Here is a 21,267-nt window from a genome sequence, read left to right as displayed (position 1 = left end):
AGAATGCCCGAAATGTTGGGAGGGCAGGTTATCCGTATGAGCAATGTGAACAATACCCATACAGAAAACGGTTAATTTCTTTATTTGTCTGGCTCAAAACCCCCTGTATATCGCACTCAGGTAATTTCTGAACTCCATAGGATCGTGTTCATTACGTATGCGAGCGACTGACTGTATAGCGCGCACTTTGACAATTTTTCTGTCGCTTAAGATATGTAAAATGTGGGCTTTTAACTGAGAAACGATGGTGCTTCTCAGTGCGGCTTTATCGTTGAGCGATCCAACCGTCAGCTCCGACATGCTATTCAGTGGACAGCGAATCAGCCAGCCGGCATTTTCCGGATTGATTTCCGGCAAGGCTCTGACATTCGTCGTTATTACCGGGCAGCCGCAGGCCTGCATTTCCAGAACGGAAAAGCCGTATGTCTCCTGCCATGTGGGCAGCAGCCCGACATCAGAGGTCTTAATCAACGCCAGTACCGCGTCGTTGGTCAGCGACGTATAGTGCTGGAATAGAGGGCATTCACGAAGTGTATCCTCCACGCTTCTTCTAAATGCGTCATCATCCTGGAACGCCTGGTGAGCCACGTTATGCGTTTTGCCAGGATCACCAACCAGATTTACGCGTACGTCGTTCACACTTATCAGGTTTTCCCTTAATAACTGGCTAAAGGCTAGCACAACTTCTGCCCCTCCTTTGCGATAGAACTCCTTGCCCACGAAGGTAAAATTCAGCGGACCTCTTTCAACCAGAGCATTTTTTTCCTGCAGTACCGGCTGCGGGGGATGCAGTACGTGCAGTTTGGGCCCGATGATAGCCTGCTCCCTGGGGAAATGTTCCAGCAGCCGCAGTTGGATCTGACGTGTGGCTTCTGAGATAGCGATGATACCTTTGCAGCGCGGAGAGCAGACGTACCGGAGTTCCCGCGCCAGCTCGGGGTTGGCAAATTTGGGTATTCCCTCAACGGGAAGAACACGGGGCAGTTCGGTTTCAAAGGTCGCTACCCAGTCGCCTGGCCCCGAAGAAACTTCGTTAAAAAGGTGGATAATGTCCGCATCACCTGAAGACATCAGGGGCAGCGGTCGAAAAATAAACAGTTTATTTTTATGCAATAAGCGCCGCCTTATAACGTTGATCCAGGTCCAGATATTTCTGGGACGGTAATCCAGATAGCGATTTGAAGGGTCTGTAATGATGTTTCTCTTTTCTGGGTAGCCGTTTCCACCGACGATAATCTTCATTCTTCCCCCTGCTGGCGAGTGCAAAAAATTAACAGAATTAATTTAAATGTCCTCGTTATTAAGAGGATAAAAAAGTATTTGGGTTATGTAGGCTATGGTTTTTCAGATAAGATCTGAATTCATCATGGTTATTCAGACTGTTGATACCAGAGCAAAATCTGCTTTTTGCGACGCTTCCCAACATGTCAAATTATGCACGGCCAAACAGCAAAAATACGTGTATTTGCTGATGTTTAATCGATTTCCAGAAAACGTCGGGAGGGAGAGTGCCAATGCTGATTAAAGTTTCAGGTTGCTAAGAAGCCTTTATTTACTTCAGGATTAATTAACAGTGGGCGAATGAGAGAGATGATGATATTGGCAGGTATACATATTTTCCATTGAAAACCTTTTAAATTCTCAATGTATCAATAACCGCGCGCAAAGCGGGTGACACATTGCGATGCGGATAATAGAGAAATGACGCTTCCAGAGTAACCGTTGCCGTTTTGCTGAGCCTGTGGGGAATGCTTGCGACAGCCGCGCCAACCGGATGGTGGACATGGCTCGCGCGGACGCTACCCGAAGATGCAGAGACAGGTGGTGGTCTGATGGTTGCTGTCATCCAACTCTCCATTGCGCTTGGATCAACCGTTGGGGGTTTGATTTTCGACAGTCTGGGTTGGCAAAGTGCTTTCGGCTTGAGTGGTTTATTACTTCTTGGTGCGGTAGTCATGACTTTTCACACATCACGTCTAACATGAATCGCAGGCGCTTTAATCATAGAATAAGGCGCAGAGGCCGCTGATTAAAGCACCGTCTTTAATGCCGAACTGATTCTGCTCTGAGGATTGATACATGACCACCTTTCATCAACTTAATGCCATCAGCTTGCGAGGCCAGCCCATCTCTATGGCCGATTACGCCGGGAAGCTGGTTCTGGTGGTGAATACCGCCAGCCATTGTGGATTTACTCCTCAATATGCAGGCCTTGAAGCGCTCTACAAGAAGTACGCGGACAATGGGCTGATGATATTGGGTTTCCCCTGCAATCAGTTTGGCAAGCAGGAACCTGGCGGAGCCGATGATATCGCGCAGACCTGCCTCATCAACTACGGTGTGAGCTTCCCGATGTTCGAGAAAGTCGAGGTTAACGGCGCCGCAACGCACCCCGTGTTTCGCTACCTGAAAGCCGAATTACCCGGTGTGTTGGGCGGGCGGATCAAATGGAACTTCACAAAGTTTCTGATCGGACGCGACGGCAAACCGATCAAGCGATTTGCACCGATCACCAAACCAGAAAAAATGGAAGCGACGATCCTTACTGCGCTGGAAAACTAATATGCATTCCGCCATGCTTGATCCAAATTGTGCGAGCTATCACAATTAATACAATTTCTTTTGGTTTGCCGCGCGGGTTTACTCGTTAAACATCCCTCAGATGTCACGGTTTGTGACATGATAAGCGTCATAATTGAATCGTCAGGATGTTTGAATAGATGTTTAACGCCAGAAAACTATCAACCTTAAATGCCCTCGAAAGCAGCGTGCATAATTACATTATTAAAAACATCAATGCCGTTATTTATATGACGATAAGAGAGCTAGCTGATAATTCTGGCGTATCTACCGCGACTGTTCTGAGATTCTGTAAAAAAATGGACTTCAAAGGTTACTCAGAACTCAAAGCCAGTATGAAGTTGCACCTGAACAAAAATAACACATTACTGATTCCTCATGGAGCTGAGGAAATATTGACCTTTTTCAAAAGCATCAGAAACGATGAATTTGATGAGATGATCAATCAGGCGGCTCAATACGTTCGTGATGCCGAACGGGTGTTCTTTGCTGGCGCAGGCAGCTCTGGCACGCTTGGCAGGTATGGTGCGCGTTTCTTCTCTAATGTAGGCAAGTTCAGTAATCACATTGATGATCCCTATTATCCGGTGAGTACCGATATGGTGCAGAGTTCAGTGGCTATCGTGCTTTCTGTCTCTGGCGAAACTCCCGAAATATTGAAGCTTGCCAGGCAGTTTGTTATTCACAAGTGCAAAGTGATTTCTATTACCTGCAATCCGGATTCAACACTGGCAAAACTTTCTGACTTTATTGTTCCTTACCATGTTTCTCGCATTTTGATTGAAAGCGAATACGATATTACCACTCAGGTTCCGGTCATTTTTATTCTTGAATCGATAGGCAGAAAGCTGGTGGTGAATAATGTCAGCGATATGTCACGCGGTGTGACATTTTTGTAATTAGCGACCCGTTATAACATATTGTGACCTCGTGACATTGCCGGGATGATTTTCTAACATTGCCGGAATTAGTCCGCTCCTGACGGGCTGAATTCCCTCTGGCAATGGAAGAAAACCATGGCAATAGATTATGCGGATTCTGCGAAAGAGATCGTTAGACTGATAGGTAGCGATAATAATGTGATAAGTGTGACACATTGCGCTACACGTCTGAGGTTTGTGCTGAAAGATTATTCTCTGGTCGAGGTTGAATCACTAAAGCGGGTAAAAGGCGTTATCACCGCGATGCAGGCCAGCGGCCAGATGCAGGTGGTGATTGGTAATCACGTTGGTGATGCTTACCGCGAAGTGCAGAATCTACTCACTATCGACGAAAGTACAGCGGTACCACCGCCTAGTGTCGGTATGGTTAGCCGCATTATGGATATCATCTCCAGCATATTTGCGCCTTTTCTCTATCCACTGGCAGCCTGCGGTGTGCTGCAGGGCATCATTTCGCTGCTGACCGCCATCGACCTAATGGATCCGGCAAGCGGCACTTATCGCATCCTTAACTTCGTTTCGTGGACCGGCTTTACCTTCCTGCCCGTGATGGTGGCGTTTACCGCCGCCAAAAAATTCAACGTCAATCCGTTCACAGCGGTTATCTCCGCCTGCGCGCTGGTGTCGCCGGATTACCTGAATATGTTGACGGCCAACAAAATCCTTACCGCCAACTCAGCCGATCCCGCAGTGCAGGCTTTGATGAAGAGCGCGGTTGAAAATCCCGAGATTTCAAGGGTGATGGTGCAGATCGCTGGCATTCCGCTTGATGCCGCGCCGCTGACCTTTATGGGGCTGCCGGTAGAGTATTTGAGTTACACCTCGTCGGTAATCCCCATTATTTTGATGGTGTGGGGCATGTCGTATGTACAGCGTTTCTTCGAGCGCCTGCTTCCGATGGTGATACGCAACCTGTTCACGCCCATGTTCTGCCTCGCCATCATGGTTCCGTTCACGCTTCTGGCATTCGGTCCGATCGGCAATATGATCGGCGGCGCCATCGGTGGCGTCTATAACACCCTTTATCATCTCAGTCCTGCCATTGCCGGATTTGTGGTGGGTGCCTTCTGGATGCCACTGGTTACCTTGGGCGTGCATTGGGGCATCACGCCAGTGACCGTCGGTAACTATGCCACCCTGGGCTACGACACCTTTACCGGACTGCAAGCCTCCGCGGTATTCGGTATGGCGGGTGCGGTGCTGGGCGTATACCTGAAGGCGAAAGACGCTGAGCTTAAGCGCATGGCGCTCTCTGCGGGTGTAACGGCGCTGTTCGGCATCACTGAACCCGCCATTTACGGTGTGGCTCTGCGTCTTAAACGACCTATGATTTGTGGCTGCCTGGCGGGCGCTGCCGGCGGCATGATCGCCGGGGCTTTCAACGCGGTTTCATGGAGTTACTGCATTCCCGGCATTGCCGTCCTGCCGGTGTTCTTTAAAGAGGGGCACATGACGCAGTTCCTCGGCTTCCTGGTATCCATATTCGTCGCCTTCATATTGGGCATGGTTTTCTCTTGGGTCGCGGGATTCCAAGAAAACAGCCAACCTGACGTTCGCTCTGTGCCGCAGCCTGGCACCCTCTGATAAATAGAGATACAGATTATGAATAAGCCATTTCCAGAAAATTTCATGTGGGGCGGTGCTGTTGCCGCTCATCAGGTCGAGGGAGCCTGGGATAAAGGCGGTAAAGGCCCGAGCATAGTCGATGTCCTGACCAGCGGGGCGCACGGTGTTGATCGCGTCATCACCGCCGACATTCAGGATGACTGCTTTTATGCCAATCACGAGGCATCAGACTTTTACCATCGCTATCCTGAGGATATCGCGCTGTTGGCAGAAATGGGCTTCCGCTGCTTCCGCACCTCAATTGCCTGGTCGCGTATTTTTCCACGCGGCGATGAAGCCGAGCCGAACGAAGAGGGGTTGCATTTTTACGACGCGCTATTCGATGAGCTGCTGAAATACGGGATTGAACCGGTAATTACGCTGTCCCATTTTGAGATGCCAAACTTCCTGGTAACCGAATATGGCGGCTGGAAAAATAGAAAAGTTTTGGAATTCTTTGTCCGCTTCAGCGCGGTGGTCATTAATCGTTTCCAGCACAAAGTAAAATACTGGATGACCTTCAACGAAATTAATAATCAGCGCAACTGGAAAACCCCACTGTTTGGTTATTGCTGCTCGGGCGTTATTTTCACCCACGAGCCTAATCCTGAAGAGTGCATGTATCAGGTTCTGCACCATCAATTTGTGGCGAGTGCTCAAGTGGTGAAGTTGGGACATGAAATTAATCCTGCACTACAAATTGGCTGCATGATCGCCATGGTGCCGCTCTATCCGTTTTCCTGTCATCCGGATGACGTGATGTATGCTCAGGAAGCGATGAGGGAGCGATTCCTATTCAGCGACGTGCACATGCGCGGTCATTATCCGGCTTATATTCTCAATGAATGGCAACGCAAGGGATACCAAATTGCAATGGAAGCCGATGATGCGCAGATCCTGCGGGAAGGCTGTGCCGATTATATCGGGCTGAGCTATTACATGAGTAATGCGGTCAGTAAAGAAAATGCCGGCAGCGGGACGGCGCTTTCAGGCTTTGAGGGCAGCGTACCGAATCCGCACGTTAAAGCTTCAGATTGGGGCTGGCAGATCGATCCGGTTGGGCTGCGTTATGTGCTGAATATTCTTTATGAGCGTTACGAAAAGCCGCTATTCGTGGTGGAAAACGGTTTTGGTGCCATCGACAAAATGGATGAAAAGGGCGAGATCAATGATGACTACCGCATCGATTATCTGCGGGCGCATATTGAACAGATGAAGAAAGCCGTGACCGAAGATGGCGTCGATCTCATGGGATATACCCCTTGGGGATGTATTGACTGCGTATCTTTCACGACCGGCCAATACAGCAAGCGCTATGGTTTTATTTACGTAAATAAAAACGATGATGGTAGCGGAGATTTTTCCCGCTTGAAGAAGAAGAGTTTTGACTGGTATCGCCGGGTCATCGCCAGCAACGGCGAAGAACTCTAGCGAAATATGTGCGACAGGGATGTCGCACATTGAGATCCTTATGGCTTCTCTTTTTCGTCTTCAACTGGAATCAGCGGTTCATCAATAGCGATGGATGAATTGGATTTCAGCAGCTGAATATCCAGAATCACGTAGGTCATGGTGGTGATGAACAGTGAAATCACGCTGCCAATCACGCCGCTGGTGGTGAACGTGAAATAGTTATACATCACCACCCAGGTCACACAAATAAACAGCGCCAGCGCAACGTTAATTGCCGATTGCGAATAATCCGTGGTGCGTGATCCCATTTCATTAATCTGCCGACTGAAGTTCGCGCCGCTGTATTTCTCCAGCACAAAAATTCCCTGTTCCCAGTTACGCAAGCGTCGAGCGCCGCTGCGAGTCAGAAATACGTACAGCAGCGAAACGAATAAACCAGAAAAAGCAATCAGTACCGGCACCGCTTCCAGCGCGTAAGCGAGGCTTTTATGGCTTGATGCCTGCGGCGTGAGGTCCAGCGTTAACGACGCGCCGAGTGCGGCATATAAAAATACAAAAAGTAGCAGAAACAGCGCGTTGCGGCGCCAGTCGAGGTCGGCTTCGTGATTCTTCTGCTGTCGTGCGCTGTGCAGCGCCTGCTGTAATAAGGTGGCATCGGTGGATGCAGTGTCAATACTCTCAATCTCTTCACCCAACAAACGGTGAATAAACGGCTGATCGGCCGGTTCAATGGTGATGCGCATAGATTTCTCGGTGACGTAACGATCAAAGGCGTCAGTGTAACGTAAATCGTCTGGCGCGCGCAGAATCTGCGAGTAAGCGCGCAAATTTTCATCTCTGTTTCGGCTCAGCTTGCACATCATTTATACAATTAATGCGCGGTTATTACTGACCGCGCAAATGACGACGGAGTAACGAGCTATGTCGTATGTAGATGGTTTTGTTGTAGCGGTGCCGGAGGCTAATAAGGAGGATTATTGTGCCATGGCGGCTAAAGCCGCACCGCTGTTTAAAGAGTTTGGCGCCACGCGTGTTGTCGAGTGCTGGGCAGACGATGTTCCCGAAGGCGCGCAGACCGATTTTTATCGCGCGGTAAAAGCTGAAGAGGGCGAAACGGTGGTGTTCAGCTGGATCGAATACCCATCGCAGGAAGTACGTGACGCCGCCAATGCCAAAATGATGTCCGATCCGCGTATGAAAGAGATGGGCGAGAATATGCCGTTCGATGGTAAACGTATGATCTATGGCGGATTCGCGATTTTGCTGGAGGCGTAGTTGAGTATTTGCAACTGCAGTGAACCGTAGCGGCGCAATTTATTGCGCGGTAATTCGCGCCGCTACAAAATGTACGGTGATTTGATGCGGTACTTAATTGATCGGCCTTACGCGATTTATTGCGCTATTTTTTTAATCATTGTGTGTCTCTTACTTCTATTGTGTGCAATTAATTGCGCCGCTACGATAGGTGCTGGAATTATTCACCCTTTACAAGGAGTCACTATGCTGGATATCACGCACTTTCCGCTTTTTCTCGCATCCGTATTTCTGCTGTGTATTACACCGGGACCGGATTTAGCTTATGTCGTAGGACAAAGCGTAGCGAATGGACGACGTAGCGGTGTGATATCAGCGAGTGGCGTAGCGCTAGGAAGTTGCACGCATGCCATTGCCAGCGCCGTCGGTTTGACGGCGCTAATTACCGCTTCGCCACTTTTATTTACGGTGATTAAATATATCGGTGCGGCGTATTTAATTTATCTGGGCAGTAAAATGGTGTGGGGAACTTTTTTTAGCCGTGAAGAAGAGAAAACACCGCAGGCTGAAATTCCACGCTCTAATACGCGCAGCTTATTAATTCGCGGTTTTATTACATCGATTACCAATCCAAAAGTATTGCTGTTTTTCATCTCCTTCTTTCCACAATTCGTGGTAGTTGATGGCGATCATCATGCCAGCTCGTTTCTGTTGCTCGGCCTGACGTATGCGGTTGTGGGTTTAATGACTGACGTGATATTTGCTCTGGTTGCTGGCAGCGCGGCTAGCGCGGTGTCGCGCAATGTGATGTTGCAGAGATTGCTTGATCGTGTGGTGGGCATCACCTTTATCGGTTTAGGCGTACGCCTGGCGCTGACGCGTCGTTAACAAATTCATCTTAGGAACAACGGCCAGCGATTGGCGCTCGCGGATTATTCGGGTAACGTGGAATGCTTAACTTTGTTACCTACAAATAATTACCGCACGCTAAGTTGCAGGAGAGTCATTTCATGGCCGTTAATTCTAATATCGTCGGCATTGTCAGCGATGAGTTCATCAATCCCAACACCGTAAAGCTGCTTAATGAAGTCACGCGCCAGTTGAATGAGCGTGGTTTTATTACGCTGCTGCTGAATGCGAATTCCCGCGAAAGTTTTCAAAGCGCGCTGCGTAATGCGGCGCAACTTCCTGTCGGCGGCTTGGTTTTTCTGACTTCGCTGTTTAGCGATGAATTGAGTGTGTCGGCCGAGATTCTGCCGCAGACGGCAACGGTTCATCTCAGCCACAGCGCCAGCGCGGATGCTAACGTTGTGATTGCGGATGGTTATGACGCAGGCGAAGAGATGGGATTGCTGCTGCTGTCGCAAGGTCATCAACGTTTCGGCTTTATGCACAGTCAGGAAAATAGCGCACCCGCGCGCCAGATGGACGGTTTTGTCGCTAGCCTGCAAGCTGAACAGAAAGAACTGAATATCGAGCTCTCTGCCGGTGGCAACGATCGCGAACTGGCTTATCAGGCAATGATGGCGTACTTGAAGAAAACGCGCGCTGCCGAGCGCATCAATGCGCTGTTTTGCGAAAGTGATGTGCTGGCGTTCGGCGCGTTACAAGCGGTGCGCGACTTCGCGCAAGGCGCACATGTTGCGGTGGTGGGTTTTGATGATGTCGATGAGGCGCGCGCGTCAACCTGGCATCTCACCAGTTGGGCGCAGCGACGGGATTTGCTGGTGGCCGAAGCGCTGAATCGTTTACTGGAAAACCGTGCCGATACCAGTAACGCCTGGCAGCAGGGCGAATTGCAGGTGCGCCATTCACATCACGGCAAACATGTGCCGGGCGAAATGTCGCAGTGCGGATGTGCGATTCGGCATTAATCGCCTTAAGCAGGAAGGATAATCGGATGCTCTGGCTCATCGCCAAATACGCCATAACCGCTGGCATGGTGGTGCTGATATCTGAAGTGGCTAAGCGTAGCGATCGCCTTGGCGGGCTGATTGCCGCACTGCCTTTGGTGACGGTGCTGGTGCTGATCTGGATGAAGCTGGAAGGCCAAAGTCAGGCCAAAATTGCCAGTCACGCGTGGTACACCTTCTGGTATGTGGTGCCGACCTTGCCGATGTTTGTCGCCTTTCCATTTCTCTATCAACGCCTCGGATTCTGGCCGACGTTGATCGCGAGTTGCGTGCTCACCATCTTGCTATTTCTGCTTTGGGCCACGCTGCTCAAGCGTTTTGGTATTGAGTTGGTGTAAGTTTATTAGGATAACGCTTCACCAATATCCGATCTTGCAATGCATCCATCTGCATTTCAGGAATAAGCTGAGTCAGCAGGCTGCTCTCGGCGAAAGGCGATCCTTCCGGTCCAGGGTGGCGCGCGAAGAAAACAGGCGTAATGTGTTTACATTGAAAAACAAAAGGGCGAACGCGGATCAACCAGCATTCGCCCAACGTTTAGTGCTTGGTTCCATTACCTGAACCGTCACGATTGCGGAAAATATGCGTCACGTTATCGGTGTTTTTGATCGCTATTCCGCTCTGCTGCGGGGTTTCGATATGATTCATCACTTCCGACATCGCACGGCTCAGCGCTTGCTGGCGCGGCGGATCGCGTTCAATCGAAGCCATCACGCGCAATTTATCAAGCAGCGCGCGAGTAGAAACCGGGCCGGATTTTTTCAGCAACTGTAAAATCGCATCGCCCATGATGATGTCGGTGAGCCGTTCTTCATCACTTCTGTACATATATTCTCTCTGATTACCGCGGCAGACCTGCGGCAAATAACGAAGTGGATTCAGTCTAACCAGTAGCTGAATGAGGCGGAAACCACTTGGTTAATTCTCAGGCCAGCTGCGCCTGATTTAGGCTTCTCGTTCTACGGAAAACATCAGGCCGATTAATTGCTGATAGTGAATTTCCGCTTCAGTACCGCGTGCTTGCTCCATACGGCACAGCAGCTTGGTGCATAGTGTTTTACGGCTTAACGTCCGTCCTGAACGTAAGATTTCAACCACAATCTGCCCCAGCGTTTCCTGCTGCGAAGGCAAAGAGGCTTCTTTGAAGTAGCGTGCAATAGCTTCCGACGCTGTGGAAAAGTTACGATCCTGACGCATGGTTCCATCCTCAAGGTTGACTTATAACTTTAGCCATCAAACTTATACAAGTTTAATTAATATGTACAGGAATATGGCGAATCAGTTGCCTAGTCATTTGGCCAAAAGTGCTAATTTATTGTTAACAATCACTTAAGGAACAGGTCAGGGAGGCTGAGTGTATTTCATACAATGCTTAGTGATGAAGGCTGTTCTTGAGTATATGTATTGCACTTAGTACAATAGGTTTTCATGCCAGGACAAGGAGAGTCCTCATTAAGAACGGAGGGAACACATGGCAATTTATGTCTTAAAGCCATTCGATAGAAACACCAAAGGTGACGCTATCGATAGTGCAAAATTATGCAAAGCGGCGCTGGAAGTCATGGCAGGGATTTATGAAGCCAGTTTCGGCGGGGGAGTTTACAAGAAGCGCATTCCTTTAGTTGCTGGAAAAAGTGGCGGGGCCCGGGCGGTTGTAGCCTTTAAAACTGAAAAACATCTTTTTTTCGTCAACGGCTATGCTAAATCCGCATTCAAAAGTAGTGGTCGAGAGATATCTGAATCTGATCTCGCTCTCTACAAGGAAGTGGCCAAACAACTGTTTGAAATGACATCAGAACAAGCAAAAGTAGCCATCAATACTGGCAAGATGCGTGAGGTAAAATGTGATGGTTAATCATCTGAAAGATTTACAAGAGATCGCCAAGGATTTTAATGAAATTGGCGTGGTCACCGATGAGCTAAAAGAAAAAATTGATTCTCGTGTGAGATTGCGTGAATTGCGCGCTTCGCTACCTGTCCTGCACATGATGTCGGGAGATGAAATAAATCAGTTACGTCAACGTTATAATCTGAGCCAGGCGATGCTGGCCGCCTACGTCGGCATGTCAGTGGGGACGGTAGTGAAGTGGGAACGAGAAGAGAAAAAACCTAACGGAGCAGCACTGCGATTGCTCAATCTTATCGAGCGAAAGGGGTTGGAAGTGCTGCAATAATGCCTGTCAGTTGAGGGTAAATCGGTCGCCATTAATGTCAGCGTGGCGAGATTTTATAGGGTGCGCATTCATGCGCACCTGAATATCACCGCAATTATTCCATCAGCCATCCGTCGATCGCGTCAGTGCTTCCCAGCGATCAATCTCCGCGCTAAATGATTCCATCTTCTGCCGCACCAATGCCAAAGCATCGCTGCCCAGCAACAGATGCGCCGGTGGATTGCTGCTTTCGATCACATCGAGCATCGCGCTGGCGGCTTTAAACGGATCGCCCAACTGTTTGCCATTCTTCTCTTCACGCGCCTGCCGAATCGGATCGAACAGCGCATCATAATCGGCGATGCTGCGTGCGCTGCGCACCATCGAACGCCCGGCCCAATCGGTGCGAAACGATCCGGGTGCGACGGCGGTCACATGAATATTGAACGGCGCCAGCTCTTTGCTCAGGGTTTCCGAAATCCCTTCCAGCGCAAACTTGCTGCCGCAGTAATAGCTGATGCCAGGCAGGGTGATAAAACCGCCCATCGAGGTGATGTTGAGAATGTGGCCCTGACGGCGCTGGCGCATAAAGGGCAGCAGCGCTTTAATCATCGCCACCGCGCCAAACACGTTGACGTCAAACTGGCGGCGCATCTCGTCCAGTGATGATTCCTCCATCACTCCTTCGTGACCGTAACCGGCGTTGTTCACCAGCACATCAATTGGGCCAACGCGGGTTTCAACATCGGCAATTACCGCCTCAATGGCGGCGAAATGGGTGACATCCAATTCATAGGCGAAGGCATTTTCCGCATGCAAATTTTCAAACTCGGCTTTTGCCGTAGCATTGCGCACCGTACCGACCACGCGATAGCCACGATTTAGCGCAACCTGCGCCAGCGCGCGGCCAAATCCGCTGCTGACGCCAGTGATGAATAATGTTTTAACGTTGGACATTTGCGGTTTCTCCTCAAAAAGTAGAGGATGCATAATATTCTGGCGCTGAAACGGTCATAAGGCCTTATCTTGTTTAATCCTTGCCTAATATTATGAATGTGATGTTATCCGATGAAAGAAACGCTCCAGCAGCAAACCGTAAAACTGCTTAAAACGTTAGCGCCGCATGAAGGTTACAACCTCACCGCGCTGCCGGACGTGCGTATCCTGCGTTCCGATCGGCCGCTGGCGCGTACGCCGGTGCTATACGACCCGGGCATCGTGATTGTTTGTCAGGGATCGAAACGCGGCTTCTTTGGCGATCAGGTTTATCTCTACGATGAGCAGCACTATCTGGCGGTTTCGGTACCGGTGCCTTTTACCATGGAAACCGCGGCATCGGCGGAACATCCGCTGCTGGCGATTTACCTGCATCTCGATTTCAGCGTGGCGACGGAATTGCTGTTGCAGCTGGAGCAGCAAGATGTGGTGTTTGAGTGCCAGGCGGCGCAGAGCATGATGTCGAGCCCCATGGACCAGACGTTGCGCGAGACGGTGTTGCGCTTTCTCACAACGCTAAATCATCCGCTGGATGCGAAGATGCTCGGCCCAGCGCTGGTGCGTGAACTCTATTACCGCGTGCTGACCGGTGCGCAGGGCAGCGCGCTGCGAGCGGCGTTAACCTTGCAAGGCCAATTTGGCAAAGTGGGCAAAGCGCTGAGCCACATTCACGCGCACTATGCGCAGCCGCTAACGCTGGGGCAACTCGCGTCGCTGGCGGGCATGAGCGTGCCCACTTTTCACACCCATTTTAAAAGCATCACCAATCAGCCGCCGATGCAGTATGTGAAGTCGGTGCGATTGCATCAGGCGCGCATGTTGATGGTGCGTCAGGAGATGACGGCGGCTGCGGCCAGCAACGCGGTGGGCTATGAAAGCGCCTCGCAGTTTAATCGTGAGTTCAAACGCCTGTTCGGTTTACCGCCGGCCGAGGAGATCAAACGCATGCAGCGTAACTTTGCCGTGCCGCCGGCGCATCAGGCCTCGACGTTCGTTTCATCACATTAGCGCAAGGTTATGCTATAAATGATAACGATTATCATTTTTGGCGTGAGGCAGAGGATGCAGGTAGCACAGGAAAACGCGATAAGCGCGGATTGTTGTATCGTTGGCGGCGGCCCGGCGGGATTAATGCTGGGCTATTTACTGGCGCGCGCGGGCTTACGCGCCGTGGTTATTGAAAAACACCCCGACTTCCTGCGCGATTTTCGTGGCGACACCATTCATCCCTCAACGCTGGAGATCATGCGCCAGCTGGGATTGCTCGATGAGCTGCTCACCTTGCCGCACCAGCGCGCGGAGAAGCTGCAGGCGGAAGTGGCGGGTGAAGAGATCACCATGGCCGATTTCTCACGTCTACCGGTTGAGTGCCGCTTTATCGCCTTTATGCCGCAGTGGGATTTCCTCAACTTTCTCGCTAAAAAAGCCGCCGAATTTCCGGGGTTTACCCTGCTGCAATCCACCGAATTTAATGACTTTATTTATGAAAATGGCGTAATCAGTGGCGTAAAAACGTTACAGGGTAACGAGTGTCACATCATACGCACCGCTTTAGTGGTAGGTGCGGATGGCCGCAATTCGCAGGTCAAAGCCAAAGCCGGATTAACCGGAAAAAGCTTTGGTGCGCCACGCGATGTATTGTGGTTTCGGCTTGAGAAACATCCCGACGATCCGCAACTCGGCATGGGTCATAAAGGTCCGAAGCAAAACTTTATCGTCATTGATCGCGGTGATTACTGGCAGTGCGGCTACACCATTCAGAAAAATCAGTTAGACGAGTTAAAACTGGCGGGATTGGGTGCGCTGAAAAGCACCATGGCTCAGGTGGCTCCGTTCAGTGCAGAGCGTATGGCGGAAGTTGATGAGTGGGACAAACTGAAGCTGTTGTCGATTCGCATTGACCGACTCGATCGCTGGATGAAACCTGGCGTACTTTGTATCGGCGATGCTGCGCATGCCATGTCGCCGATTGGCGGCGTGGGGGTTAACCTGGCGATTCAGGATGCGGTGGCCGCAGCCAATATGCTGACCAAACCGCTGCAGCAGGGCAATGTAGCCTTGCACGATCTGCAAAAAGTGCAGCAGCGCCGCCAGTTCCCAACCGTCGCCACCCAATTCCTGCAAATCAAAATGAGCAGCAACAAGCGCAAACGCAGCACACCAAGTAAAGTGCCGCAGATCATCAGCCGCTTTCCGTTCCTGCGCCATCTGTTTGGCCGCTTGATTGGCCTCGGATTCCGCACCGAAAAGCCGCGTTATTTATAACCGGCAAAAAAAAAAGCCCGCTAAGCGCGGGCCAGGTAAACGTTACCAATCTGAAATTCTCGTAGCAACGCATTGCTGTGTGTTACGTCGCTATAGTAGCAACAGATCGCGATCTGTGCAGGAAATGATCAACGAGTTAATTTTGTTCTCAGGATAAGCATTATGCTTGCTGCACGCGCGTTGACCACCAGCACATCAGCGATCCAAGGCTGACCATCGCGGTGCCCTGCCAGAAGGCGACGGTCAGATGCGAGCGCAGAATAAAGGCGGCGAGAATCGAAGAGATAATCGGAATGAAGTAAGACGCGGCGGCCAAAATGGTCACGTTGCCATGCAGAATGCCGACATTCCATGCGGCATAGCCAAAACCCATCGCCATCGCAGCAAGCGCCAGACTGATACAAACTTCAGGTGATAACACAAACGGCGGCTGGGGTGAGAGCAAAAACTTCAGCCACAACGTCAGCGCAGTCAGGATAAAGAACAGCGTTATACCATTGCTGCCGTTAGCAATTTTTTTGGTTACCACACAATACACCGCCCAGATAACCGCGCCGCTCAGCGCCAAGCCGTAACTCAACGGATTATCCATCACGTTATGGGCGATTTCGCTGAATGAAAAACCCTGGTCGCCGCCCAACACGCGACAAATGCCGGCAACCGCCAGCAATACGCCCGGAACAATCAGCGGATGGGTTTTTTGTCGATTCACTATCACCGCTAAAACGATGGTCAAACTTGGCCACAGATAATTGACCATGCCGACTTCAATTGCCTGGCGTCCGCTGTGGGTAAAGCCTAATGAGAGTGACAGGCAGAGTTCATAACAGACGAACAGCACGCTGCCGATAATCAAATAGCTGCGCGTAAAAGTGCGCAACTTTGGCAAGCCTACGGTGAAAATTAGCAAAACCGCACTGGCGCTGTAGATCAGTGCCGCGCCGCCTACCGCGCCGAATCCTTCGCTGACATTTTTAATCAGTCCTACAATCGCGCTCCACAGCAGAATGGCCAGCATGCCAATCAGCGTCGCCTTTTTTTGGGGCATGACCCGCCACCTTATTTCGCAAATTCGGGCCAAAATCCTATCAAATCAAACGCGCTTTGTATTTGCTCGATTTCCTGCTGCGACGCTGGTCGCCTTTTATGGCGACCTCACTCACTGAAACATCAATTACCACTTCATCTCGCCAGTATTCACTTTGGCGCTCAAATCCAATGAACTCTCCTCCGGCAGATGCGGATAAGCGGCTTTCATGGTCTCGATCACCTGCGCGGAACCTTTGTGCTGCTGCAGCGTTTTCTCAAAGGTTTGCAGATAGTTCAGGGTAAAGCTAACAGCCGCATCGCCCGCCGGGCGCTCGCCGAGATAATGGCCCGGAATCACTTGCTTAGGTTGCAGCTTTTGCATCTCGCTCAGCACATTGCGCCACCGCTGACGAATGGCAGGCGTTTGCGTATCGGCGGTCCAGACGTGAATGCCGGAAGCCACACCGGTGCCGCCGAGAATCGCTTTGTTCGCCGGGATCCACACGTAAGCCGCGTAATCATTGGCGTGACGCAGTTCCAGCGTTTCACCATCAATTTTAAACGTCGTGGCATGCGTAACCTGCGGAACATACAGCTGCTTTGGTGCGCCGTCCTTCATCTGCGGCCCCCAATATGCCAGCTTGGCGGCTTTACTGGCTTCGATGTGTTGTACCACCTCCGGTGTTGCCACGATCTTCACCTGCGGGAACGCTTTAACAATGGGTTCCAGACCAAAATAGAAATCAGGATCGCCGGAGGTAATAACAATCTGCGTCAGCTTCTTGCCGCTAGCTTTGATCATCTGCACCAGCTTTTCGCCGTCTTTGGTGCTGAACTGCGCATCAAACAGTATCGCTTCGTGCGGACCAGAAACCAGCGTCGAAGAGACCGGGAAAATGCCGTTCTCCTGCGGGTTATACACGTCTAAATTGAGCGGCGCAGCGAAGGCAGGCAGGGCGGCAAAGGCCAATGCCAGCGTCAACGTTTTCATTTTCATCGAATTTTCCTTTATCCGGCACCTTGCCGTCTTTGAGGGCTTTATTGTAGAGAAATTGCTGGCTGGTAGAATTCCCGAAACTGGATATGATCAGTTTCATAAAACGATCAGATGGAGCCCAAATGGACAGAGTTACGGCGGCAACGGTGTTTAACCGTATTTGCGAGCTGGGCAGCTTAAGTGCTGCGGCGCGTGCGCTGGATATTTCGCGGCCGATGGTCAGCCGCTATCTGGATGAAATGGAGAAGTGGGCCGGTGCACGTTTGCTGCACCGCTCATCGCGCAAACTGACCATTACGCCCGCTGGCGAGAAGATCCTCGAAAAATCGCGCGCGCTGGCGAGATTGGCTGAAGAGATTGCCGAGCAGGGCGCGGATAGCGAACCGCACGGCACCTTGCGCGTCGCCTGCGCGCACTCCACCGCCACGCATATTCTGGGCCCGATAATTCCGGCATTTCTCGCGCGTTTTCCGGCGGTGCGTATCGAACTGGAGATCAACAATCAACCGGTGAGTTTAATCGGCGAACGCATTGATGTGGCGGTGCGGATTACCGACGATCCCGAACCTGGCGCCATTGCCCGACGTTTAGGCGAATGTGTTTCGGTGGTGTGCGCCTCGCCTGGCTATCTGCAGGCGCGTGGTGCGCCGCAAACGCCTGCCGATCTCGTACAGCATAATTGCCTGCATTACAGCCATTTCGCCGGGCAGAGCTGGCAGTTTTCTGATGCGCAGGGCGAAACCCTCTCAGCGGCAGTGCACGGGAATTTCAGCGCCGGTATCTCGTCGGTGTTGTGTGATGCGGCGATTGCCGGTTGCGGTTTAGCGATGGTGCCGGAAATGGAGGCGCGTCACGCCCTCGACAATGGACAGCTACAAACCGTGCTGCCGGCTTATCAGCCAAAAACGCTGGCGATCTATGGCCTCTACATGTCACGCGAACGGCAACCGGCAGCGCTGCGGGCGTTTTTAGATGCGGTGCAGCAGCAGTTAACCGACTGAATTTCGACACGTATCTGTTTCAAAAGAAATTAGATTATTTTCAGTGTGTTATGCATGAGATCGTATCCTCAGAAAGCCGATTTCAGCCTGAAATCGCCAAATGAGTGGTGAAACTTTGCTCAGTTATGGTCGATGTAAAATGATGGCGCCTGACCGGTGACGCGACGGAACATGGTGGAGAAAGCGGAGCTGCTGTCATAGCCGAGCGAGAGCGCCACGTCGTTAACGGATTTGCCCGCCACCAGCCACGCCAGCGCCGTCACCACGCAGGCGCGCTGTCGCCAGGCGGAAAAAGACAAACCGGTCTGCTGCAGGAAATGGCGGCGGAAGGTGCTGGGACTCATAAACAGTGTGCTGGCCCAACGATCGGCCGGGTCGTGAATGGTTGGTGCTTGTAAGAAGTTCTGGCATTGCGCCAACAGCGCCGGATGTTGCGGCAGTGGAATATCAAATTCCCTTACAGGCATCGCCGCTAGCTCCAGCAGCAGCAACTGCACCAGCGCTCGATCGCGATCGGATGCGTATAACAGCGGTAAATTAACGGCTTCAATCAATAGCTGTCGCAGCAGCGGCGAGACGCTGATGACGCGACAGCGATCGCTTTCACGCAGAGCTGCCGCACAAAACGGCTCAATATACAGACTGCGCGTCGAGACACCCACAAACTTCACGCTGTGCGCAGTGTTTGGCGGAATCCACACCGCATGCTGCGGCGGTACCACCCATTCGCCCGCCTGCGTTGCGACGTGCATCAAACCCGTTGCGCCATACAGCAACTGTGCGCGGCGATGGCGATGCTCTGGCAGCACAAATCTCTGCGCGTAGTCATTGCCCAGCGCCACCACGTCACGATCAATATGGTCGTATTCATCAATGTGGCTATTTCGCATCCCCGACATCCACCGCAAATTGACTGATTTGCAAGGGTAAATGAGCGCTGCGCAAATGGGAAGTGGGCAGCTTGCTGCGTAAGCTGCATCACTCTTTTCATGATGCAGAGAAAGGCGATGAACGAGCTGTTAATTATTGGGCTGGCGGGTTTTGCTACCGGCATCTCCACGGTGCTGTTTGGTTTTGGCGGCGGTTTTGTCGTGGTGCCGTTTGTCTATCAATTGTTGTTGCAGCAGCCGTTACTGGCGGCGCAGGCGATGCATATCGCGGTGGCGACCTCGACCGCCGTGATGATTTTCAACGCCGGCTGGGCCAGTTATCAAAACTGGCGGGCGGGCAAATTGCATGATGTTCCTTTGTTGCCGCTAATTTGGTTTATCGCGTTCGGAGCGGTGATGGGATCGTGGCTGGCGGGCGTGATGAGCGACATTTGGGTGCGCAGGCTGTTTATGTTTTACATGGTGGTTACTATCGCTGATTGCCTGCTGCGGAAAGGCTTCATTAGCCGCACTGCACCGCGAAGGTTGTCACGGTTGACCGTCAGCGCGGGCGGCACAGTGATTGGTGTGATCGCCGCCATGCTCGGCGTTGGCGGCAGCGTAATGACCGTGCCGCTGCTGCGGCGTCATGGTTATGCCATGCGCGACTGCGTCAGCGCGGCCAATCCGCTGTCGCTGCCGGTCGCCGTTTTTGGCGCGATAACTTACGCCATCAGCGGCTGGCAGCAGATTCCCGTCAGCGGTTATCTCGGCTTTATCAGCCTGAAGATATTGTTGCTGCTGGTGGTCGCCGGATTTTTAGGAATTCTGTTTGCCCGGCGCTGTATTCCGGCGGTGCCCGATGTCTGGCATGCGCGTGTCTATGTGCTGCTGTTGTGCATGGTGTTGTTGGCTATCGCGGTTTAAACCGTGGATTGGAAGCCATGCTGGTACAAGATGAGCTGCGCTGTGGCTGAAGAGATAAATGCCGCCACCAGATCCGGCCACGCCGCGCGCAAACTACCGGCTGTCAGAATATTTAGCATTGTCATGATAGTGCGTCCGATAAAAGCGCTGATACCAGCGATCAGCCTGCTGCTGCATGTCGATGTCGCGGAATTTTTCCGGATAGAGCTTTTTCGCCATCCACAGCTCTCCGAGGCCAATCGCTTCCGGCATCGGATAGCCCCACGCTTTGGCGTATTCCGGCATCAGCCACACCCGATGATTTTTCACCGCATCAATGGTTTGCCAGCGCGCATCCTGCTGGATCTCCTGCACCACGTTGGGATAGCGATCCTGCACGAAGATTACCTGCGGGTTCCACGCCACTACTTGTTCCATGCTGACCTGTTTGAAACCCTGCACGGTCGCGGCAGCGACATTCAATGCGCCCGCATGCGCCATCATCAAGCCAGTATATTTGCCCGAGCCGTAGGTGGTGAGGTCGGGATTCGCCATATAGGCGCGCACGCGCTGCTGCTCAGGCAGATTTTTCAGATGGTCGCTGACCATTTTGCGCCCGGCAAAGGCGGCATCAATCAGCGCCTGCGCCTGCTTTGGCTTATTAACCACCTTGCCGATAAGCGTGATCCCTTCCTTAATACCGAGATCGTAAGCCTGATCTTCATTCTGCATGCTGGGATTGATTTTGCCTTGCTGACCGGCGTCATCGTGACGCAGTGAAATCGCCAGTACCGGAATGCCCAGGGCAGAAATCTGGTCGATCATCTCTTTCGGCGCATAGTTGGTGACAAACACCACCTGCGGATGCAGCGCCACCAGCTTTTCCAAATCGACATGCGTCAAATCACCGAGCATCGCTTTGTGCGTCAGTTCCGGCACTAATTGCGCATAACCCTCACCTAACTGCTGCTTCCAGTTCGCCAAAATCCCGACGATTTTATCGGTGGCGTTGAGCTGCACCAGCAGGTTCAGAGTTTGGTGCTGCAGCACCACTACGCGATCAATCCTGTCCGGAATCTCCACCTGACGACCAATTTGATCGGTGACGATGCGGCTGGCATAGCTATGAAACGAGGTGAGAGTGAGTAATTCCGCCAGAATAATCCGCTTAAGAGAGGTATGCATAAAAGCTCCTGAATTCGATATGCACCGGAGTATATAGCGATTAAGTGAGCGGAGATATGGCTGTTTTTAACATCACAATACATGGCCTCATGTTTGTCAGTTAAGCCAGCGACGAGTGCGCAGGCCGAAGTCACTTTTGGTCCAGCGGTCCTCGCGCCGC

23 protein-coding genes and 2 pseudogenes are annotated in these 21,267 nt (G+C 51.7%); 15 read left to right on the top strand and 10 right to left on the bottom strand.

The genetic code is table 11. The features are described from left to right. Positions 1-93: 93 nt before the first annotated feature. Together MWH02_RS09765 and MWH02_RS09760 are read right to left on the bottom strand one after the other, a co-directional pair. Complete coding sequence (locus tag MWH02_RS09765) at positions 94-1,242, bottom strand: glycosyltransferase family 4 protein (RefSeq protein ID WP_271460488.1); 1,149 nt, start codon at positions 1,240-1,242, stop codon at positions 94-96. Between the two features lie 391 nt (positions 1,243-1,633). Then, a pseudogene (locus MWH02_RS09760) lies at positions 1,634-1,714 on the bottom strand (hypothetical protein); the annotation flags it as partial. Positions 1,715-1,721: 7 nt separating this feature from the next. On the opposite strand from MWH02_RS09760, the pseudogene MWH02_RS09755 reads away from it, so the two are divergent. The 5 genes and pseudogenes from MWH02_RS09755 to MWH02_RS09735 form a co-directional block, all read left to right on the top strand. Then, positions 1,722-1,985, top strand: a pseudogene (locus tag MWH02_RS09755) (MFS transporter); the annotation flags it as partial. A 94-nt stretch (positions 1,986-2,079) separates the two neighbouring features. Further along, positions 2,080-2,562, top strand: coding sequence for a glutathione peroxidase (locus MWH02_RS09750; RefSeq protein ID WP_101761592.1), 483 nt, complete (start codon positions 2,080-2,082; stop codon positions 2,560-2,562). Between the two features lie 158 nt (positions 2,563-2,720). Continuing rightward, the gene (locus MWH02_RS09745; RefSeq protein ID WP_271460487.1) at positions 2,721-3,479 is read left to right on the top strand and encodes a MurR/RpiR family transcriptional regulator; all 759 of its coding nucleotides are present in this window, start codon (positions 2,721-2,723) and stop codon (positions 3,477-3,479) included. Positions 3,480-3,596: 117 nt separating this feature from the next. Next, entirely contained in the window at positions 3,597-5,105 is a 1,509-nt protein-coding gene (locus MWH02_RS09740; RefSeq protein WP_271460486.1) for a PTS transporter subunit EIIC, read from the top strand. A gap of 18 nt (positions 5,106-5,123) precedes the next feature. Continuing rightward, complete coding sequence (locus MWH02_RS09735; protein ID WP_271460485.1) at positions 5,124-6,557, top strand: 6-phospho-beta-glucosidase; 1,434 nt, start codon at positions 5,124-5,126, stop codon at positions 6,555-6,557. Positions 6,558-6,595: 38 nt separating this feature from the next. On the opposite strand, the gene MWH02_RS09730 is transcribed toward MWH02_RS09735, so the two are convergent. Next, the gene (locus MWH02_RS09730) at positions 6,596-7,282 is read right to left on the bottom strand and encodes a RipA family octameric membrane protein (RefSeq protein ID WP_101761782.1); all 687 of its coding nucleotides are present in this window, start codon (positions 7,280-7,282) and stop codon (positions 6,596-6,598) included. A gap of 178 nt (positions 7,283-7,460) precedes the next feature. On the opposite strand from MWH02_RS09730, the gene MWH02_RS09725 reads away from it, so the two are divergent. The 4 genes from MWH02_RS09725 (at position 7,461) to MWH02_RS09710 (ending at position 10,044) form a co-directional block, all read left to right on the top strand. Next, a complete protein-coding gene (locus MWH02_RS09725) occupies positions 7,461-7,814 on the top strand; it encodes a DUF1428 domain-containing protein (protein ID WP_271460484.1) in 354 nt (117 codons plus the stop codon). 225 nt (positions 7,815-8,039) lie between these two features. Then, positions 8,040-8,681, top strand: a complete 642-nt coding sequence (locus MWH02_RS09720) for a LysE family translocator (RefSeq protein ID WP_271460483.1) — start codon at positions 8,040-8,042, stop codon at positions 8,679-8,681. 122 nt (positions 8,682-8,803) lie between these two features. Then, positions 8,804-9,667 carry a substrate-binding domain-containing protein gene (locus MWH02_RS09715; protein ID WP_217548363.1) on the top strand — a complete coding sequence of 288 codons (864 nt, stop codon included), beginning with the start codon at positions 8,804-8,806 and terminating at the stop codon, positions 9,665-9,667. A gap of 26 nt (positions 9,668-9,693) precedes the next feature. Next, the gene (locus tag MWH02_RS09710; RefSeq protein ID WP_222233881.1) at positions 9,694-10,044 is read left to right on the top strand and encodes a DUF3147 family protein; all 351 of its coding nucleotides are present in this window, start codon (positions 9,694-9,696) and stop codon (positions 10,042-10,044) included. 199 nt (positions 10,045-10,243) lie between these two features. On the opposite strand, the gene MWH02_RS09705 is transcribed toward MWH02_RS09710, so the two are convergent. Beyond that, positions 10,244-10,534 (bottom strand): hypothetical protein, encoded by a 291-nt coding sequence (locus MWH02_RS09705; protein ID WP_101761585.1) that lies wholly within the window; start codon positions 10,532-10,534, stop codon positions 10,244-10,246. Positions 10,535-10,651: 117 nt separating this feature from the next. Continuing rightward, positions 10,652-10,903 carry a regulatory protein YcgZ gene (gene ycgZ, locus MWH02_RS09700; protein WP_110866812.1) on the bottom strand — a complete coding sequence of 84 codons (252 nt, stop codon included), beginning with the start codon at positions 10,901-10,903 and terminating at the stop codon, positions 10,652-10,654. A 274-nt stretch (positions 10,904-11,177) separates the two neighbouring features. Between ycgZ and MWH02_RS09695 the strand changes: the two genes are divergently transcribed. Both MWH02_RS09695 and MWH02_RS09690 read left to right on the top strand, forming a co-directional pair. Beyond that, positions 11,178-11,561, top strand: coding sequence for a type II toxin-antitoxin system RelE/ParE family toxin (locus tag MWH02_RS09695; protein WP_271460482.1), 384 nt, complete (start codon positions 11,178-11,180; stop codon positions 11,559-11,561). Beyond that, on the top strand, positions 11,554-11,880 hold the full coding sequence (locus MWH02_RS09690) for a helix-turn-helix domain-containing protein (RefSeq protein ID WP_101761582.1): 327 nt from the start codon (positions 11,554-11,556) through the stop codon (positions 11,878-11,880). The genes MWH02_RS09695 and MWH02_RS09690 overlap by 8 nt, the downstream gene beginning before the upstream one ends. A 102-nt stretch (positions 11,881-11,982) precedes the next feature. Here MWH02_RS09690 and MWH02_RS09685 read toward each other — a convergent pair whose 3' ends face one another. After that, on the bottom strand, positions 11,983-12,816 hold the full coding sequence (locus MWH02_RS09685; protein ID WP_271460481.1) for an oxidoreductase: 834 nt from the start codon (positions 12,814-12,816) through the stop codon (positions 11,983-11,985). Positions 12,817-12,927: 111 nt separating this feature from the next. Here MWH02_RS09685 and MWH02_RS09680 point away from each other — a divergent pair, with 111 nt between their 5' ends. Next, positions 12,928-13,863 carry an AraC family transcriptional regulator gene (locus tag MWH02_RS09680; protein WP_271460480.1) on the top strand — a complete coding sequence of 312 codons (936 nt, stop codon included), beginning with the start codon at positions 12,928-12,930 and terminating at the stop codon, positions 13,861-13,863. Positions 13,864-13,917: 54 nt separating this feature from the next. Then, a complete protein-coding gene (locus MWH02_RS09675; RefSeq protein ID WP_271460479.1) occupies positions 13,918-15,120 on the top strand; it encodes an FAD-dependent oxidoreductase in 1,203 nt (400 codons plus the stop codon). Positions 15,121-15,280: 160 nt separating this feature from the next. Here the strand turns inward: MWH02_RS09675 and yddG are convergent, their stop codons facing one another. Further along, on the bottom strand, positions 15,281-16,168 hold the full coding sequence (gene yddG, locus MWH02_RS09670; protein WP_271460478.1) for an aromatic amino acid DMT transporter YddG: 888 nt from the start codon (positions 16,166-16,168) through the stop codon (positions 15,281-15,283). A gap of 126 nt (positions 16,169-16,294) precedes the next feature. Next, positions 16,295-17,146: a Vmh family MBL fold metallo-hydrolase gene (locus tag MWH02_RS09665; RefSeq protein ID WP_271460477.1), complete on the bottom strand. Its 852-nt coding sequence runs from the start codon at positions 17,144-17,146 to the stop codon at positions 16,295-16,297. 122 nt (positions 17,147-17,268) lie between these two features. On the opposite strand from MWH02_RS09665, the gene MWH02_RS09660 reads away from it, so the two are divergent. Next, complete coding sequence (locus tag MWH02_RS09660) at positions 17,269-18,147, top strand: LysR family transcriptional regulator (RefSeq protein WP_271460476.1); 879 nt, start codon at positions 17,269-17,271, stop codon at positions 18,145-18,147. A 119-nt stretch (positions 18,148-18,266) separates the two neighbouring features. Here MWH02_RS09660 and MWH02_RS09655 read toward each other — a convergent pair whose 3' ends face one another. Then, positions 18,267-19,037: an AraC family transcriptional regulator gene (locus tag MWH02_RS09655; RefSeq protein ID WP_271460475.1), complete on the bottom strand. Its 771-nt coding sequence runs from the start codon at positions 19,035-19,037 to the stop codon at positions 18,267-18,269. 117 nt (positions 19,038-19,154) lie between these two features. Between MWH02_RS09655 and MWH02_RS09650 the strand changes: the two genes are divergently transcribed. Next, a complete protein-coding gene (locus tag MWH02_RS09650; protein ID WP_271460474.1) occupies positions 19,155-19,943 on the top strand; it encodes a sulfite exporter TauE/SafE family protein in 789 nt (262 codons plus the stop codon). 93 nt (positions 19,944-20,036) lie between these two features. Here MWH02_RS09650 and MWH02_RS09645 read toward each other — a convergent pair whose 3' ends face one another. Continuing rightward, positions 20,037-21,107, bottom strand: a complete 1,071-nt coding sequence (locus tag MWH02_RS09645) for an ABC transporter substrate-binding protein (protein WP_271460473.1) — start codon at positions 21,105-21,107, stop codon at positions 20,037-20,039. Between the last annotated feature and the right edge of the window lie 160 nt (positions 21,108-21,267).

The organism is Pantoea leporis (assembly GCF_028048155.1).
Classification (GTDB): domain Bacteria; phylum Pseudomonadota; class Gammaproteobacteria; order Enterobacterales; family Enterobacteriaceae; genus Pantoea; species Pantoea leporis.
The sequence above is the reverse complement of the archived record's forward strand: the minus strand, read 5'-3'. Positions and strand labels throughout refer to the sequence as shown.

What these genes read in the sequence shown, in the direction of transcription:
- MWH02_RS09720 (WP_271460483.1), top strand. Translation starts at nt 8,040, where the DNA reads ATGCTGGATATCACGCACTTTCCGCTTTTTCTCGCATCCGTATTTCTG.
- MWH02_RS09715 (WP_217548363.1), top strand. Translation starts at nt 8,804, where the DNA reads ATGGCCGTTAATTCTAATATCGTCGGCATTGTCAGCGATGAGTTCATC.
- MWH02_RS09705 (WP_101761585.1), bottom strand. Translation starts at nt 10,534, where the DNA reads ATGTACAGAAGTGATGAAGAACGGCTCACCGACATCATCATGGGCGAT.
- MWH02_RS09695 (WP_271460482.1), top strand. Translation starts at nt 11,178, where the DNA reads ATGGCAATTTATGTCTTAAAGCCATTCGATAGAAACACCAAAGGTGAC.
- MWH02_RS09745 (WP_271460487.1), top strand. Translation starts at nt 2,721, where the DNA reads ATGTTTAACGCCAGAAAACTATCAACCTTAAATGCCCTCGAAAGCAGC.
- MWH02_RS09730 (WP_101761782.1), bottom strand. Translation starts at nt 7,282, where the DNA reads ATGCGCATCACCATTGAACCGGCCGATCAGCCGTTTATTCACCGTTTG.
- MWH02_RS09645 (WP_271460473.1), bottom strand. Translation starts at nt 21,107, where the DNA reads ATGCATACCTCTCTTAAGCGGATTATTCTGGCGGAATTACTCACTCTC.
- MWH02_RS09650 (WP_271460474.1), top strand. Translation starts at nt 19,155, where the DNA reads ATGAACGAGCTGTTAATTATTGGGCTGGCGGGTTTTGCTACCGGCATC.
- MWH02_RS09680 (WP_271460480.1), top strand. Translation starts at nt 12,928, where the DNA reads ATGAAAGAAACGCTCCAGCAGCAAACCGTAAAACTGCTTAAAACGTTA.
- MWH02_RS09660 (WP_271460476.1), top strand. Translation starts at nt 17,269, where the DNA reads ATGGACAGAGTTACGGCGGCAACGGTGTTTAACCGTATTTGCGAGCTG.
- MWH02_RS09735 (WP_271460485.1), top strand. Translation starts at nt 5,124, where the DNA reads ATGAATAAGCCATTTCCAGAAAATTTCATGTGGGGCGGTGCTGTTGCC.
- MWH02_RS09665 (WP_271460477.1), bottom strand. Translation starts at nt 17,146, where the DNA reads ATGAAAATGAAAACGTTGACGCTGGCATTGGCCTTTGCCGCCCTGCCT.
- MWH02_RS09675 (WP_271460479.1), top strand. Translation starts at nt 13,918, where the DNA reads ATGCAGGTAGCACAGGAAAACGCGATAAGCGCGGATTGTTGTATCGTT.
- MWH02_RS09685 (WP_271460481.1), bottom strand. Translation starts at nt 12,816, where the DNA reads ATGTCCAACGTTAAAACATTATTCATCACTGGCGTCAGCAGCGGATTT.
- MWH02_RS09740 (WP_271460486.1), top strand. Translation starts at nt 3,597, where the DNA reads ATGGCAATAGATTATGCGGATTCTGCGAAAGAGATCGTTAGACTGATA.
- MWH02_RS09725 (WP_271460484.1), top strand. Translation starts at nt 7,461, where the DNA reads ATGTCGTATGTAGATGGTTTTGTTGTAGCGGTGCCGGAGGCTAATAAG.
- MWH02_RS09690 (WP_101761582.1), top strand. Translation starts at nt 11,554, where the DNA reads ATGGTTAATCATCTGAAAGATTTACAAGAGATCGCCAAGGATTTTAAT.
- MWH02_RS09765 (WP_271460488.1), bottom strand. Translation starts at nt 1,242, where the DNA reads ATGAAGATTATCGTCGGTGGAAACGGCTACCCAGAAAAGAGAAACATC.
- MWH02_RS09655 (WP_271460475.1), bottom strand. Translation starts at nt 19,037, where the DNA reads ATGCGAAATAGCCACATTGATGAATACGACCATATTGATCGTGACGTG.
- MWH02_RS09750 (WP_101761592.1), top strand. Translation starts at nt 2,080, where the DNA reads ATGACCACCTTTCATCAACTTAATGCCATCAGCTTGCGAGGCCAGCCC.
- MWH02_RS09710 (WP_222233881.1), top strand. Translation starts at nt 9,694, where the DNA reads ATGCTCTGGCTCATCGCCAAATACGCCATAACCGCTGGCATGGTGGTG.
- yddG (WP_271460478.1), bottom strand. Translation starts at nt 16,168, where the DNA reads ATGCCCCAAAAAAAGGCGACGCTGATTGGCATGCTGGCCATTCTGCTG.
- ycgZ (WP_110866812.1), bottom strand. Translation starts at nt 10,903, where the DNA reads ATGCGTCAGGATCGTAACTTTTCCACAGCGTCGGAAGCTATTGCACGC.